Source organism: Bradyrhizobium sp. 179 (genome assembly GCF_023073535.1).
Classification (GTDB): Bacteria; Pseudomonadota; Alphaproteobacteria; order Rhizobiales; family Xanthobacteraceae; genus Bradyrhizobium.
This window is the reverse complement of record NZ_JADPJR010000149.1, coordinates 120855-133575: the sequence shown is the minus strand read 5'-3', so window position 1 is coordinate 133575 and position 12721 is coordinate 120855. Positions and strand designations below refer to the sequence as shown.

The 12721-nt window shown below is 65.2% G+C and carries 13 protein-coding genes; 3 read left to right on the top strand and 10 right to left on the bottom strand.

Annotated features, from left to right (window positions below; genetic code table 11):
• Positions 1-209 precede the first annotated feature (209 nt).
• Positions 210-929: a hypothetical protein gene (locus tag IVB12_RS34740; RefSeq protein WP_247306699.1), complete on the top strand. Its 720-nt coding sequence runs from the start codon at positions 210-212 to the stop codon at positions 927-929.
• Here the strand turns inward: IVB12_RS34740 and IVB12_RS38240 are convergent.
• On the bottom strand, positions 926-1222 hold the full coding sequence (locus tag IVB12_RS38240) for a cytochrome P450 (protein WP_247306696.1): 297 nt from the start codon (positions 1220-1222) through the stop codon (positions 926-928). The two genes, IVB12_RS34740 and IVB12_RS38240, sit on opposite strands and share 4 nt — an antisense overlap.
• A 246-nt stretch (positions 1223-1468) precedes the next feature.
• Here IVB12_RS38240 and IVB12_RS34730 point away from each other — a divergent pair, with 246 nt between their 5' ends.
• Positions 1469-2410, top strand: coding sequence for a LysM peptidoglycan-binding domain-containing protein (locus tag IVB12_RS34730; RefSeq protein ID WP_247306693.1), 942 nt, complete (start codon positions 1469-1471; stop codon positions 2408-2410).
• A 154-nt stretch (positions 2411-2564) separates the two neighbouring features.
• Here the strand turns inward: IVB12_RS34730 and IVB12_RS34725 are convergent, their stop codons facing one another.
• Positions 2565-3638, bottom strand: a complete 1074-nt coding sequence (locus IVB12_RS34725) for a tartrate dehydrogenase (RefSeq protein WP_247306689.1) — start codon at positions 3636-3638, stop codon at positions 2565-2567.
• A gap of 136 nt (positions 3639-3774) precedes the next feature.
• On the opposite strand from IVB12_RS34725, the gene IVB12_RS34720 reads away from it, so the two are divergent.
• Complete coding sequence (locus IVB12_RS34720) at positions 3775-4599, top strand: aspartate dehydrogenase (RefSeq protein WP_247306687.1); 825 nt, start codon at positions 3775-3777, stop codon at positions 4597-4599.
• Positions 4600-4603: 4 nt separating this feature from the next.
• On the opposite strand, the gene IVB12_RS34715 is transcribed toward IVB12_RS34720, so the two are convergent.
• The 8 genes from IVB12_RS34715 to IVB12_RS34680 form a co-directional block, all read right to left on the bottom strand.
• Positions 4604-5905, bottom strand: a complete 1302-nt coding sequence (locus IVB12_RS34715) for a sorbosone dehydrogenase family protein (RefSeq protein ID WP_247306669.1) — start codon at positions 5903-5905, stop codon at positions 4604-4606.
• A gap of 142 nt (positions 5906-6047) precedes the next feature.
• Entirely contained in the window at positions 6048-6257 is a 210-nt protein-coding gene (locus tag IVB12_RS34710; RefSeq protein WP_247306666.1) for a hypothetical protein, read from the bottom strand.
• Positions 6258-6427: 170 nt separating this feature from the next.
• A complete protein-coding gene (locus IVB12_RS34705; protein ID WP_247306663.1) occupies positions 6428-7054 on the bottom strand; it encodes an isoprenylcysteine carboxylmethyltransferase family protein in 627 nt (208 codons plus the stop codon).
• A 27-nt stretch (positions 7055-7081) separates the two neighbouring features.
• Positions 7082-8113, bottom strand: coding sequence for an NAD-dependent epimerase/dehydratase family protein (locus tag IVB12_RS34700; protein ID WP_247306662.1), 1032 nt, complete (start codon positions 8111-8113; stop codon positions 7082-7084).
• 30 nt (positions 8114-8143) lie between these two features.
• Entirely contained in the window at positions 8144-8662 is a 519-nt protein-coding gene (locus tag IVB12_RS34695) for an Mpo1-like protein (RefSeq protein ID WP_247306659.1), read from the bottom strand.
• A 173-nt stretch (positions 8663-8835) separates the two neighbouring features.
• Entirely contained in the window at positions 8836-9504 is a 669-nt protein-coding gene (locus IVB12_RS34690; RefSeq protein ID WP_247306658.1) for an OmpA family protein, read from the bottom strand.
• Positions 9504-9920 (bottom strand): hypothetical protein, encoded by a 417-nt coding sequence (locus IVB12_RS34685; protein ID WP_247306656.1) that lies wholly within the window; start codon positions 9918-9920, stop codon positions 9504-9506. The genes IVB12_RS34690 and IVB12_RS34685 overlap by 1 nt, the downstream gene beginning before the upstream one ends.
• A gap of 92 nt (positions 9921-10012) precedes the next feature.
• Positions 10013-12580, bottom strand: coding sequence for a UvrD-helicase domain-containing protein (locus tag IVB12_RS34680; protein ID WP_247306636.1), 2568 nt, complete (start codon positions 12578-12580; stop codon positions 10013-10015).
• Positions 12581-12721 lie beyond the last annotated feature (141 nt).

Here is a 12721-nt window from a genome sequence, read left to right as displayed (position 1 = left end):
GATAGGAACGCCGTTGCCGGGTCGCAATTGCTCAGAGAAAAATGGTCTCAAAACAGGCCCTTCGGTGGCAGGTTTCAGGCGAGTGTTGCGCGATGGTCACGGAGCGCGGCTAAGATTGTCGCTCACGCGGCTCTTTGTTGCGTCTGCGAGCAGGCCGTGGCTACGATTCCGACCAATCGCGAAGCGTATCGTCCCCAGGGAAAACATCGATGAGACCGAACGGCCGTCACACCGCCGGCGCCAGCCAGTTGTCCGCCCTCCGCATATGGGCGATGGGCCTGCTTCTGCTGTCAGCTGTTGCCATAAGCCCGACCGGCGCCAAGGCCGCGCCGAGCCAGGCAGCGGCAGCGACCACGCATGTCTACCTGCTTCGTGGCGTGCTCAACATCTTCTCGCTCGGGCTCGACACGATTGGCGCCCGGCTCCAGGCGCAGGGCATCCCGGTGACCGTCGCCAACTTCGTCTCGTGGTCCTCGCTCGCCGATGAAGCGGCGATCGCCTACAAGGCCGGCCGCCTCAAGACCATCATCCTGGTCGGCCATTCCTCGGGCGCGACCGCGCTGCCGGACATGATCGCCAAGCTGAACCAGCTCGGCGTTCCCGTGAAGCTCGCGATAGGCCTCGACTCCGTGTTCAAGACCAAGCTCTCGACCGGCGCCGAGCGCTACATCAACATCTATATCGGCGATGGTCCCGGCGAGCCGGTGCGGGCCGCGGCTGGCCTGCGGGGCAAGCTCGACAATGTCGATGTTCGCGGCACCGGTGTTGGCCACATCTCGATCGACAAGAACGAGGCGATCCAGCGCCGCGTCATCGCGGAAATCAACGCCGCGATCATGCGCTCGCGCGCCCCGGCTGTGCCGGTTGCGGAGCCCGGTGTGCCGCGGTCAGCGCGCTCGGCGGCGGCAACGGCTCCGGCCAGGAACTAGGCCGCCATCACCCGCACCGGCATGCTCGCAAGGCCGCGCAGCGAATTGTTGAGCCTGCGCCTCGGCTCTGCCGTGAGCTCGATGGTCTTCACGCGCCTTGCGAGCTCGCTTAAGATCAATTCGCCTTCCAGACGCGCGATCATCTGGCCGACGCAGGCGTGGATGCCGGCGCCGAAGGCGACATGGCCCGTCGCAACCCGCTCGACGTCGAAGCGGTCGGCTCTGTCCCAGCGTGCGGGATCGCGGTTGGTGGAAGCCATGAACAGCAGCACCTTGCGATGCGCCGGGATCACGCCGCCGCCGCAAGGCGGAGCAGCGCATGCTGCTCGACCTCTTGAACCGGATTCTGCCGCTTTAGCGTCTCGCGACGCCGGCCTGAGGCCGATCGTCGCAAAGCCTGTCATCTCCCGCGGATACGCGGCAGCTCGATAGAATTTGCGAGGGGGGCAGCCGGTTCCCGTGCCCCAAAATCCACCCAATCGGTGGTCACTAAGCCCGGCAGGGAGGCTGTTGCCTTCCGTGGTGGGACTGGTGGACTGATGATTCATTTGAGGCGACTAGTCGCGCTGGCCGCGGTTGCGCTGCTCGCCATGAGCAGCGGCATGGCCGCGGCCTCACCGGCCAAGTCCAAGGCCACCGCGGCCGTCCCCGCCGCGCCGCCGCCGCCCCCGTTCGAGCCATTGCCGCCGCCGAGGGTCTACCTGTTCCGCGGCGCCATGGGCCCGATCTTCTCGACCGGCATGGACCGGCTCGGCGAGAAACTGACCCAGGCCGGCTTCTCGGCCGATGTCTATGAATTCACCCTGTGCCGGCTGATCGGCAACCGTGTCATCGCCAGCTACAAGGAGAAGGCGGCACCGATCGTGCTGGTCGGCCATTCCATGGGCGGGCTGTGCTCGATCGTCATCTCCGAGATGGCGGCGAAGGAGAACGTCCCGATCAGCCTTGTCATCGCCATCGATCCCGCGCATGCGACCGGCGACGTCCCGCTCAATGTCGAACGCTTCATCAACATCTTCCTGTCCGACAGCGTGCTGGGCGGCGGCGACGTCGTGGCGGTGCCCGGTTTTCGCGGCCATTACGCGAGCTATGATCTGAAGGAAAACGCGCGCGTCTCGCACATCAACATCGAGAAGTCCGACGACATCCATCGCCAGATCGTCGAGATGGTGACGCAGTTGCCGCGCATCCCACCGCAGGCCCAGGCTGACGCCGTGCCGCTGCGCTATCTCGTGCCCGGCGATGCACTGGTCGAGTTGTGGGATAGCGGAGTTCGGCTGCCGATTCGTCGCGGCGACACCATGGAGAGCATCGCCGCTGCCAACCGCGTGCCGCTGTGGTCGCTCGCGCAGAGCAATTCATTGCCGGAGAACGCGCAGCTCGTCCCGGGCCAGACCATCATCGTTCCGCGCCACCTCACCCCTCCGGCGCCGGCCGCCGCGATGGCGACGCCGCCGGCGGCTCCCGCGGGGCGGAGGTAGAGCGCATCATCGCTGCGAAAGCAGCATTCATTGAGTGTCCGGCTGTTCCGCAAATTCGTCACGCCCGGGCTCGTCCCGGGCATCCACGTTCTTGGTGCCGCACGAAAGGTCGTGGATGGCCGAGGACAAGCTCGGCCATCACGGAGAGTGGCGATCAGACGTTCGACCCGTGGATCGCATCGATCACGGCATCCGTCACTTCCTTCGTCGTCGCCTTGCCGCCGACATCGGGCGTCAGCACGCCGGCTGCGCAGACGCGCTCGACGGCGGCCATCAGCCGGCTCGCCGCATCCTTCTCGCCGAGATGCTCGAGCATCTGCGCGCCGGTCCAAAACGTTGCGACCGGATTGGCGATGCCCTTGCCGGTGATGTCGAAGGCGGAACCGTGGATCGGCTCGAACATCGAGGGGAAGCGGCGCTGCGGATCGATGTTGCCGGTCGGCGCCACGCCGAGACTGCCCGCCAGTGCGCCGGCGAGATCCGAGAGGATGTCGGCATGCAGATTGGTCGCCACGATCGTGTCGAGGCTCTTCGGATGCAGCGTCATGCGCACCGTCATGGCATCGACCAGCATCTTGTCCCAGCTGACGTCGGGAAAATCAGCGGCGACCTCGGCCGCGATCTCGTCCCACATCACCATGCCATGGCGCTGCGCGTTCGACTTGGTCACGACCGTGAGCAGCTTGCGCGGGCGCGATCGCGCGAGCTCAAATGCATAGCGCATGATCCGGGTGACGCCGACGCGGGTGAAGACCGCGACTTCGGTGCCGACCTCTTCCGGCAGGCCCCTGTGGGCGCGGCCCCCCATGCCGGCATATTCGCCTTCCGAATTCTCGCGCACGATCACCCAGTCGAGATCGCCGACGCCGACATTGCGCAGCGGCGAGGCGACGCCCGGCAGGATTTTTGTCGGCCGCACGTTGGCGTATTGGTCAAAGCCCTGGCAGATCGGCAGGCGCAGCCCCCACAGCGTGATGTGATCAGGCACGTCGGGCGCACCGACCGCGCCGAAATAGATCGCATCGAATTTTTTCAGCTCGGTAAGCCCATCGGCCGGCATCATCACGCCGTGCTTCTTGTAATAGTCCGAGCCCCAGTCGAACGTTTTGACGTTGAAGCCGAGGTCGCCGCTGCGTTTTGCCAGAGCCTCCAGCACGCGGATTCCGGCGGAGATGACTTCGGGACCGATCCCGTCCGCGGGGATGGCTGCGATCGAATGGGTGCGCATGAGATGCTCCGTATCGGTGGGATTGCGGCGGCGGATCACAGTCCAGGCCGGGGACTGGCAAGGCGAGCTCAATTCGCACTGGCTTATACAGAAAACGATACGCTATGACATCAATCCAGCCAGAAAGTGGGATGCGATGACCGAACACAAGGCTTCGAGCGATTTGCGGATTGCCATCGCGGGATTGGGCTCGATCGGCACCAAGATCGCATCTGCATTGGATCAAGGTATCGAGGGACTGACACTGTCGGCGGTCGCGGTGCGAGATCCCGTCAAGCATCGGGCGTTTCTCAATGGCCTGCGGCGCGCACCATCCGTGCTGTCGATGGATCAGCTCGGCGATGCCGCCGACATCGTGGTGGAATGTGCACCGAGCCGGCATCTGCGCGAGATCGTCGAGCCCGCGGTCAGGCGCGGCAAGGCCGCGCTCGTGGTCAGCGTCGGCGGGCTGCTCGACAATTTCGATCTCGTCGATGTCGCCCGCGCCAATGGCGGCCGCATCATCGTGCCGACCGGCGCGCTGATCGGGCTCGACGCCGTCAATGCGGCCGCAATCGGCACCATTCATTCGGTGAAGATGGTGACGCGCAAGCCGATCGACGGCTTGAAGGGCGCGCCGTTCATCCTCGAAAACAACATCCATATCGACAAGCTGCGCGAGCCGCTCAAGCTGTTCGAAGGCACCGCGCGCGAGGCCGCAAAGGGTTTCCCGGCCAATCTCAACGTCGCGGTCGCGCTGTCGCTTGCCGGCGTCGGGCCGGATCGCACCCAAGTGCAGATCTGGGCCGACCCGACCGTGACGCGCAACGTTCACCGCATCGAGGTCGAGGCAGATTCCGCACGCTTCTCGATGGGAATCGAGAACATCCCGTCCGAAAATCCCAAGACCGGGTTGATCACGGCGCTGTCGGTGATCGCGCTGCTGCGCAAGCAGCGCGCTACGCTCTGCGTTGGGACGTGATCCTCTAAGCGCCCGTCACGCGCCAGATCACGTTGCCGACGTCGTCGGCCATCAATAGCGACTTGTCGGGGCCGATCGCGACGCCGACCGGGCGGCCGTAGGATTCCTTCTCATCGGGCGCGAGGAAGCCCGAGAGGATGTCGCGCGCGGGGCCGGAGGGACGACCGTTCTCGAACGGGATGAACACCACCTTGTAGCCGGACAGCTTGCTGCGATTCCACGAGCCGTGCTGACCGATCACCATGCCGTCGGGGAAGCCGGGCAGGGTGCCCGCGGGCATCCAGCACAGGCCGAGCGAAGCGGTGTGGCCGCCGAGCGCATAGTCCGGTTGCAGCGCCTTTGCGACCATCGCCGGGTCCTGCGGCACGCGGTCGTCCACCGTCTTGCCCCAGTAGCAATAGGGCCAGCCATAGAAACCGCCGTCGCGCACCGAGGTCAGATAGTCCGGCGGTGTCTCGTCGCCGAGCCCATCGCGCTCGTTGACGACAGTCCAGAGCACGCCCGTCGTGGGCTCCCAAGCCAGGCCAACCGGATTGCGCAGGCCGGCAGCAAAAATGCGATGCGTGCCGGCGGCGAGGTCGAGCTCATAGATCGCGGCGCGGCCTTGTTCGACCTCCATCCCCATCTCGGCGATGTTGCTGAGCGAGCCGACGCCGGCATAGAGCTTCTTGCCGTCGGGGCTCGCAAGCAGGCTACGGGTCCAGTGGCCGCCCGGCTTGAAATTGGTGAGCCTTTTGCCCGGCGCAGTGATGCGATCGGCGCCCGCGACATAGGGAAACGCCATCACGCCGTCGGTGTTGCCGACATAGAAGGTGTCGCCGACCAGCGCCATGCCGAACGGCTGGCTGAGGTTTTCCATGAAGGCGCCGCGAATCTCCGCAACGCCGTCACCGTCCCTGTCGCGCAGCAGCGTGATGCGGTTGGCGGAAACGCCGAGCGCGGCGGCGCGCCGCATCGTCGCTTGCATCGCGTAGTGAAACACGGTGCGCGGAGGGCTGGCGATCTGCGTCGCTTCCGCGATCAGCACATCGCCGTTGGGCAGCACCTCGATCCAGCGCGGATGATCGAGGCCGGTCGCGAACGCATTGACCTGGAGCCCGGGCGCGACGGACGGCTTCTGGCCCGCGCTCCAGCCGCGTGCGGTCGGCATCTTGAGCGTCGGGATCGTGCCTTGCGGCTTGGCCTCGGGGATCGCAGGCTTCTCTCCCCAGGCGGGTGCGGGCTCGGTGCCCGATAGCTTCCGCCATTGCAGCGCGATGCCGCCGAGGAGCGCAACCAACTGCGCAAAGATGCCTGAAAACGTCATGAGAAGCCCCTGTTTGCGCGCGCATCCAACTGGCTGGCGGGTCGGACGTCAACCTGTGCGGGGCGTCGTCAGGGTCTATTCCATTGGAATGGCAGCCGATCGAATTTGCATGGGACGAGCGCCGACGGGCTATGCGCCAAGATCAGCGGCCGATCTGCCGCTCGAGCCGCCGTGCCGCGCGAAAATCATCGAGATGATGGATGTTCGGCGCAAGCGCGGCCTCCTTGGACAGGAGGTGATAGACCCGCGCCACCGTGCGCTGCTTCCGCTTCGGCCGGCCGGGCGGCAACGCCCGCGCCTTACGGACGGCGGCAATCGCGTGCTCGCGAAAATAATCATAGGCATCCGACATGGCGATGCTCTGCGGCTAGTTGCAGGCGTCGTGGGGTAACCGGGGCAGGGAGCGGTGGTTCCTCATAACAGGCAGGGTTGATGCGGTCCCACGCACTGCTTCCCCAGCGTCGTCCTGGAGATAGCCAAGCTTTCGTCAGGACGACGTCGGACGATATGCGGCTGGTTACGTCACCGCGGCGACAGGAACGGAATGATCATCGGCACGCGGCGGCAATAGGCGCCGTAGGCGTCTTCGCCCAGTTCCTTCGACAGGAACACCTCTTCCATCCGGCCCTTCTGCCACATGCCGAGCGAGATCAGGATGGCGCCGACGATTGCCGTGACGGTGCCGACCGCGATGCCGGTCGCCAGCATGCCCGCGATCAGGCCGGTATAGATCGGGTGGCGCACGATGCCGTAGGGGCCCGTGTCGACGACGCGATGATCTTCCTTATGGGTGATGGTGTTGGACCAGAACTTGCCGAGATGCAGCCGCCCCCACCAGGTGAAGGAGATGCCGGCGAGCACGATCAGGGCCGTGATGTAGACGCCGATGTTGCTGAAGACCCAGAGCGGCTTCTCGTTCAGCACTTCGGCCGTCCACGGCGTGAACAGGATGCCGCCGACCAGGATCGGGATTCGATAGCGGCCGGATTCCAGCGTCATCACCTGCTTCTGGGTGCGGCCTTGCCAGAACGAGGCCCCGACCCAGCTTACGAGCCAGGCGAGCCAGATCAGGGCGAGCAGTTGCGTCGGCCAGGTCGTGGTCCAACCACCCCAGGCGACAGAGAGAAGCTTGCTGAAATCGAAGGACATGAAGGTTCTTTGCGTTGGGCGGAAAGCTCAGCTCGCGCGCGAGGAGAGCGCGTGATGCTCGAGCGCGCCGGAGGCCGACTGACCGTTGCGGGCGAGAAGATGGGTGATGGTTTCGCGCAGCACAGGCTCGATCGGACGCGGCGAATAGCCGAGCTCGGTGCGCGCCTTGCCGATCGAGAGGTCGCTCGCGGCCAGCGCAATGCGCACACCCTCGGCAGTGCCGTTGGGCGGCCGGCGCGTGATGCGATCGGCGATGTATTCGAGCATGACCGCGGAGAGCTCGGCGATCCTGCCGGGCACGACGATTGGAAACTGCCGCCGGCCGCTCATCGCCGACATCATCCGCAGGATGTTGCCGAGCGGAACGCAGTCGCCGCCCAGAATGTAGCGCTGGCCAACCCGGCCGCGTTCCATGCTTAGCACGAGGCCCATCGCGACGTCGCGGACGTCGACGAGGTTGACCAGGAAGTTGAGATGCGGCTGCACCTTCTTTTGGAGGAAGTACCACAGCATCGCCGTCGGCGGCGTCAGATTGTGGTCGGCGGCACCGATCGGCATGGTCGGCGTGCCGATCACGAGCGGAAAGCCACTTGCTGCGGCCTTCGCGGCACAATGCTCCGCGAGCGACTTCGAGCGCGTATAGGCGCCGGGCATCGCATCGGCAGGCTGCAGCGCCTCTTCGGCGGGAACACCGTTGAGGTCGGAATAGGGGAACAGGATCGATTCGGTCGAGCAGTGCAGGAAGCGCGACACGCCGCGCTTGATTGCGGCCGCGAGCACGATTTCTGTGCCGCGGCAATTGACCTCGTGAAAGTCCTGCTTGTTGGCGACCCACATGCCGGGGAGGCCGGCGAGGTGATAGACCTGATCGGCGCCTGCCAGCGCGGCATCGACCGCATCGCGGTCCAGCACCGAGCCATGGGCATATTCAACGTCCGCGTGCGCCGCGGCCGGCGGACGGACATCGAGGACACGCACCCGCTGCCCGCGGGCGCGGAGCGCTTCTACGAGATGATGTCCGATGAAGCCGCTGCCACCGGTAACCAGTACGAGAGCCATGAAGACGGTTTGCTGTTTCGCTTCTGGAAGTTATCGGGTCGAAAGGGAATTGGCCGGAAGAGGCGCCAGAATCGCGGCAAGGTCGCGACGGAAGCCTAATGCAATGAATAATTTCGCCATGACAAACATCGGTCCAAGCAGTAAATGCGTGGGGTGGTCGACCATCGACGGCTGCCGTTCCTCGAAAACCTTGTGACCGACGATTTGCGCTGCGACGCCAATGCCGATCAGCACGGCAAAAATCGACCACATCATGGCGAGCGAGACCTGATTGCCGATTGCGGTTGCGACCGAAAGCAGCACGATCATCGCGACCAGGATGGCGAACCCGATCCCGGCGTCCAGCATCAGCCAGTAGACCAGCACGGGCAGCGCCATGATTACCGCCAGGCTGACCTCGATCCCGAAGACGGAGACATGCACGAGGGTCAGCGGCAGCACGGCGCCGGTGAACAGCAGCAGGATGCCGACCACGTGCATCGCGCAGTTCCAGGGATCGCGATGATATTCGACGTAGTCGGCCAGTTGGCGTTGAAAATAGCCAGCCATCTCGCTCTCGTTCAGCACAGGCTCGGGGAAGGACGAAAAAAGCCTATAGCACCTGACCGGGCGGTGCACAAACCGGCCCTATTGTCGCGCGAAACCGTGCTGTTGCGCTGTGAGACAGGTCACAAAATGGTCAAAACTTCAAAGGGTTCCGTTGGACGCTGGGATGCACGCGCTCAGCGTTTCTTGGCGGGCTTTTTCGCCGCAGGCGCAGGTGCCGCAGCAGGGTGCGCAGGCTCTTCCGGCAACCTGGCATAGGTCAGGATCTGCAACTGGCCGTTGACGGCGGATGTCGGCTTGGCCCGGTCGAGAAGTTGCTCTTCACCGAGGCCGATCGGATGCAGCCGTTTGGTCGAGATCTTGAACGTGTTCACCAGCACGTCGCGGATCGCATCTGCCCGGCGCTGGCTCAGGATCGCGTTCGCCTCGCGCGTCTTCGAATTGGACTCGACATGGCCGACGATCAGGAAAGTGTAGGGGAGCAGCGAGGAATGCACCAACGCGTCTGCGATGCGGCCCACCGTCTGGTAAGACGCCGGCTGGATGATCGGCGTGTCGGCGTCGAACTGAATCTGTGCGTTGAAGGCGGGCAGCTTGGCAAGGTCGGGCGCGATCAACGGCCGGTTCACCGGACCGGGATCATTCTTGATCCTGGCCTTGGCGCGCTCCATCACCTGCTGCTTCAGCGCGGGAAGATCGACCTCGGCGGCTTCCTCGAAATGGTTGAGCTTGCCGACGATGTCGTCGCGGGTCGGTGCTGCCGTCTGCGCGCCGGCCGCGCTCGCGAGCAGGACGAAGCCCAGCGCGATGCCTAGTCCGGCGGTGGCGAGCCCCTTCGCGCGCATCAGCGATACCCCGCGTCGTCGATGGCCTTCAGACAATTGTTGCTGATGCCCTTGGGGGTCGAGGCCAGGCAGGGGATCGACTTGCTGGTCTCCCTGGTCGAGCCGCCGCAGACCTTGACGATCTCGCGCTGGCAGGCGTTCGCCACCGTGACGCGCGCGGCAACGCGTTTCTGGATGGCGTCGAAGACGCCGAGATAGTCGCTCTGGCACTGCGGCGACAGCACGTCGCGGTTGCGCGACAGGCACTCCTTCAGGCGGGTCGAGTCCGGATTGACGCCGCGGCAATTGGCGACGATTTCCGCGCCGCAGCTCGCCGCCAGCTTGCCGATCGCATCGCCAAAGCTCATGGTCTCCGCCGCTGCGAGCGACGGCAATCCCAATGCAAGCACGATCAATGTGATGGAGCCCCGGACCATGGGCTTCATCTGATACGGGGAAGTTCGTGATGGTCAAGGGGCGAGCGGAAGAAACGCGGCGGCGTAACACCGCTGCAACAGGGGACGGGCGCTCACGCCCGCTGCACAAAGCTGTCCACGACCTTCTTCTCGCCGGCCTTGTCGAAGGCGATGGTGAGCTTGTTGCCGTCGATCTTGGTGACGCGGCCGTAGCCGAATTTCTGGTGGAAGACGCGGTCTTCCAGCGAGAATTCGGACGTCGTGCCGGTGGATTTGGCGACCAGCTCGCCCTCGATGGTCAGGGGCCCGCGGCGGCGCGAGGAGAAGCTGCCGAAATCGGGCGAGGACGAAGACGAGAACGAGGCGGCCTCTTCCTCGAAACCGCCGCTGCCGCCGCCGGTGCGGCCGCCGCCGCGATTGCGGTTGGCCTGCGCTCGCTGCCAGCCCGGCGTCGAATAGCTGGAGCCGAACGCCTCCATGTCGTCAAAGCGCGAGGCGCCATAGCCGCCGGTGCCGCCCCAGGCCGAGCCGCCCTTGGATTCCGTGATCTCGACATTGGCCGCCGGCAATTCGTCGAGAAAGCGCGACGGGATCGTGGTCGACCAGGTGCCATGGATGCGCCGGTTGGTCGCAAAATAGATCATGGCACGGCGGCGGGCGCGGGTCAGGCCGACATGGCCGAGCCGGCGCTCTTCCTCGAGGCCGGCGCGGCCCTGCTCGTCCAGCGTGCGCTGGCTCGGAAACAGGCCTTCCTCCCAGCCGGGCAGGAAGACGTTATCAAATTCGAGCCCTTTGGCCGAATGCAGCGTCATCAGCGACACGGCGTCGTCCTCGGCGCCGCCGTCGCGGTCCATCACCAGCGAGATATGCTCGAGGAATCCTTGCAGGTTCTCGAACTCCTCCATCGAGCGCACGAGTTCTTTCAGGTTCTCCAGCCGGCCCGCGGCATCGGCCGAACGGTCCTTCTGCCACATCTCGGTGTAGCCGCTCTCGTCGAGCACGATCTGGGCGAGGTCCGTATGCGCGGTGACCTCGCGCTGGGCGCGCCAGCGGTCGAACTGCGTGATGAGATCGCGAAGCGAGCCGCGCGCCTTCGGCTTCAGCTCGTCGGTCTCGACCACCGCGCGGGCCGCTTCGAACAGCGGGATGCGGCGCTTGCGGGCGTGATCGTGCAGCATCTGCACGGTGGCGTCGCCAAGGCCGCGCTTGGGCGTATTGACGATGCGCTCGAAGGCGAGGTCGTCGGCCGGCGAATTGATGACACGCAAGTAAGCCAGCGCGTCGCGGATTTCGGCGCGCTCGTAGAAGCGCGGCCCGCCGATGACGCGATAGGGCAGGCCGAGCGTGACGAAGCGGTCTTCAAACTCGCGCATCTGGTATGAGGCGCGCACCAGGATTGCGATCTCGTTCAGCTTCTCGCCCTGGCGCTGCAGCTGCTCGATCTCCTCGCCGATGCCGCGCGCTTCCTCTTCGGAATCCCACGAGCCCGTCACCGTGACTTTTTCGCCGTCCTGGTCCTCAGTGCGCAGCGTTTTGCCGAGTCGGCCTTCGTTATGCGCGATCAAATGCGAGGCGGCGGCGAGGATGTGGCCGGTCGAGCGGTAGTTGCGCTCGAGGCGGATGACCTTGGCGCCCGGAAAATCGTGCTCGAAGCGCAGGATGTTGTCGACCTCGGCGCCGCGCCAGCCATAGATCGACTGGTCGTCGTCGCCGACGCAGCAGATGTTTTTGGTGGGGCCTGCAGCCGCCAGCGTCATTCCGGGATGCGCCGAAGGAGCAGACCCGGAATCTCGAGCTGAGGATTCATCTCCAGATTCCGGGTTCGCGTCTTCGACGCGCTCCGGAATGACGGCTTTGGTTGATGCCGGCGCCTGCGACAGCAGCCGCAGCCACAGATATTGCGCGACGTTGGTGTCTTGGTACTCGTCGACCAGGATGAATTTGAAGCGCTGCTGGTACTGCCGCAGGATGTCCGGATGCTCGCGGAAGATGCGGATGTTTTCCAACAGCAGGTCGCCGAAATCGGCGGCGTTCAATATCTTCAGCCGCTCCTGGTAGCTTGCATAGAGCTTGCCGCCTTTGCCGTTGGCAAAGACAGCGGCCTCGCCCGAGGGCACCTGCGACGGCATCAGGCCACGGTTCTTCCAGCCGTCGATCAGCCCGGCGAGCATGCGCGCCGGCCAGCGCTTGTCGTCGATGTTCTCGGCTTGCAGGAGCTGCTTGAGCAGCCGGACCTGGTCGTCGACGTCGAGCACGGTGAAGTTCGACTTGAGCTGCGCCAGCTCGGCATGGACGCGCAGGATGCGGCCGCCGATCGAGTGGAAGGTGCCGAGCCACGGCATGCCCTCGACCGCGTGGCCCAGCATCTGGCCGAGCCGGTGCTTCATCTCGCGCGCGGCCTTGTTGGTGAAGGTCACCGACAGGATCTCGGCGGGGCGGGCGCGGCCCTGGCTCAGGATGTGGGCGATGCGCGTGGTCAGGACGCGCGTCTTGCCTGTGCCGGCGCCGGCCAGCACCAGAACCGGGCCGTCCAGTGTCTCGACCGCCTCGCGCTGCTCCGGATTGAGCCCGGACAGATATTTCGGGCCCACGGAGGCCCGCGCACGCGCGGCAATGCCGCCGGCTGCGGGCTGGTGGTCGGGAACGTTGGTGATCTTGCTCGGCTCGGTCATGCGAATCATTGGCCCCACGATCGCACCGCGGGGTGGCGGAAGGGAGCCTTCTTAACAGGGATTAGTCCCTATATGGGGCGATGGACAGGGTTTTCCACGTGCGCGGCGGGCCGATTTGTTCCCGCGAAGGCAGCGAATTTCGCTCCTGCG

Bases quoted from the DNA above. Each gene is read 5' to 3' on its own strand.
- IVB12_RS34715 (WP_247306669.1), bottom strand. From the start codon at position 5,905: ATGACGTTTTCAGGCATCTTTGCGCAGTTGGTTGCGCTCCTCGGCGGC.
- IVB12_RS34730 (WP_247306693.1), top strand. From the start codon at position 1,469: ATGATTCATTTGAGGCGACTAGTCGCGCTGGCCGCGGTTGCGCTGCTC.
- IVB12_RS34685 (WP_247306656.1), bottom strand. From the start codon at position 9,920: ATGGTCCGGGGCTCCATCACATTGATCGTGCTTGCATTGGGATTGCCG.
- IVB12_RS34700 (WP_247306662.1), bottom strand. From the start codon at position 8,113: ATGGCTCTCGTACTGGTTACCGGTGGCAGCGGCTTCATCGGACATCAT.
- IVB12_RS34720 (WP_247306687.1), top strand. From the start codon at position 3,775: ATGACCGAACACAAGGCTTCGAGCGATTTGCGGATTGCCATCGCGGGA.
- IVB12_RS34695 (WP_247306659.1), bottom strand. From the start codon at position 8,662: ATGGCTGGCTATTTTCAACGCCAACTGGCCGACTACGTCGAATATCAT.
- IVB12_RS34690 (WP_247306658.1), bottom strand. From the start codon at position 9,504: ATGCGCGCGAAGGGGCTCGCCACCGCCGGACTAGGCATCGCGCTGGGC.
- IVB12_RS34725 (WP_247306689.1), bottom strand. From the start codon at position 3,638: ATGCGCACCCATTCGATCGCAGCCATCCCCGCGGACGGGATCGGTCCC.
- IVB12_RS34710 (WP_247306666.1), bottom strand. From the start codon at position 6,257: ATGTCGGATGCCTATGATTATTTTCGCGAGCACGCGATTGCCGCCGTC.
- IVB12_RS34705 (WP_247306663.1), bottom strand. From the start codon at position 7,054: ATGTCCTTCGATTTCAGCAAGCTTCTCTCTGTCGCCTGGGGTGGTTGG.
- IVB12_RS34680 (WP_247306636.1), bottom strand. From the start codon at position 12,580: ATGATTCGCATGACCGAGCCGAGCAAGATCACCAACGTTCCCGACCAC.
- IVB12_RS34740 (WP_247306699.1), top strand. From the start codon at position 210: ATGAGACCGAACGGCCGTCACACCGCCGGCGCCAGCCAGTTGTCCGCC.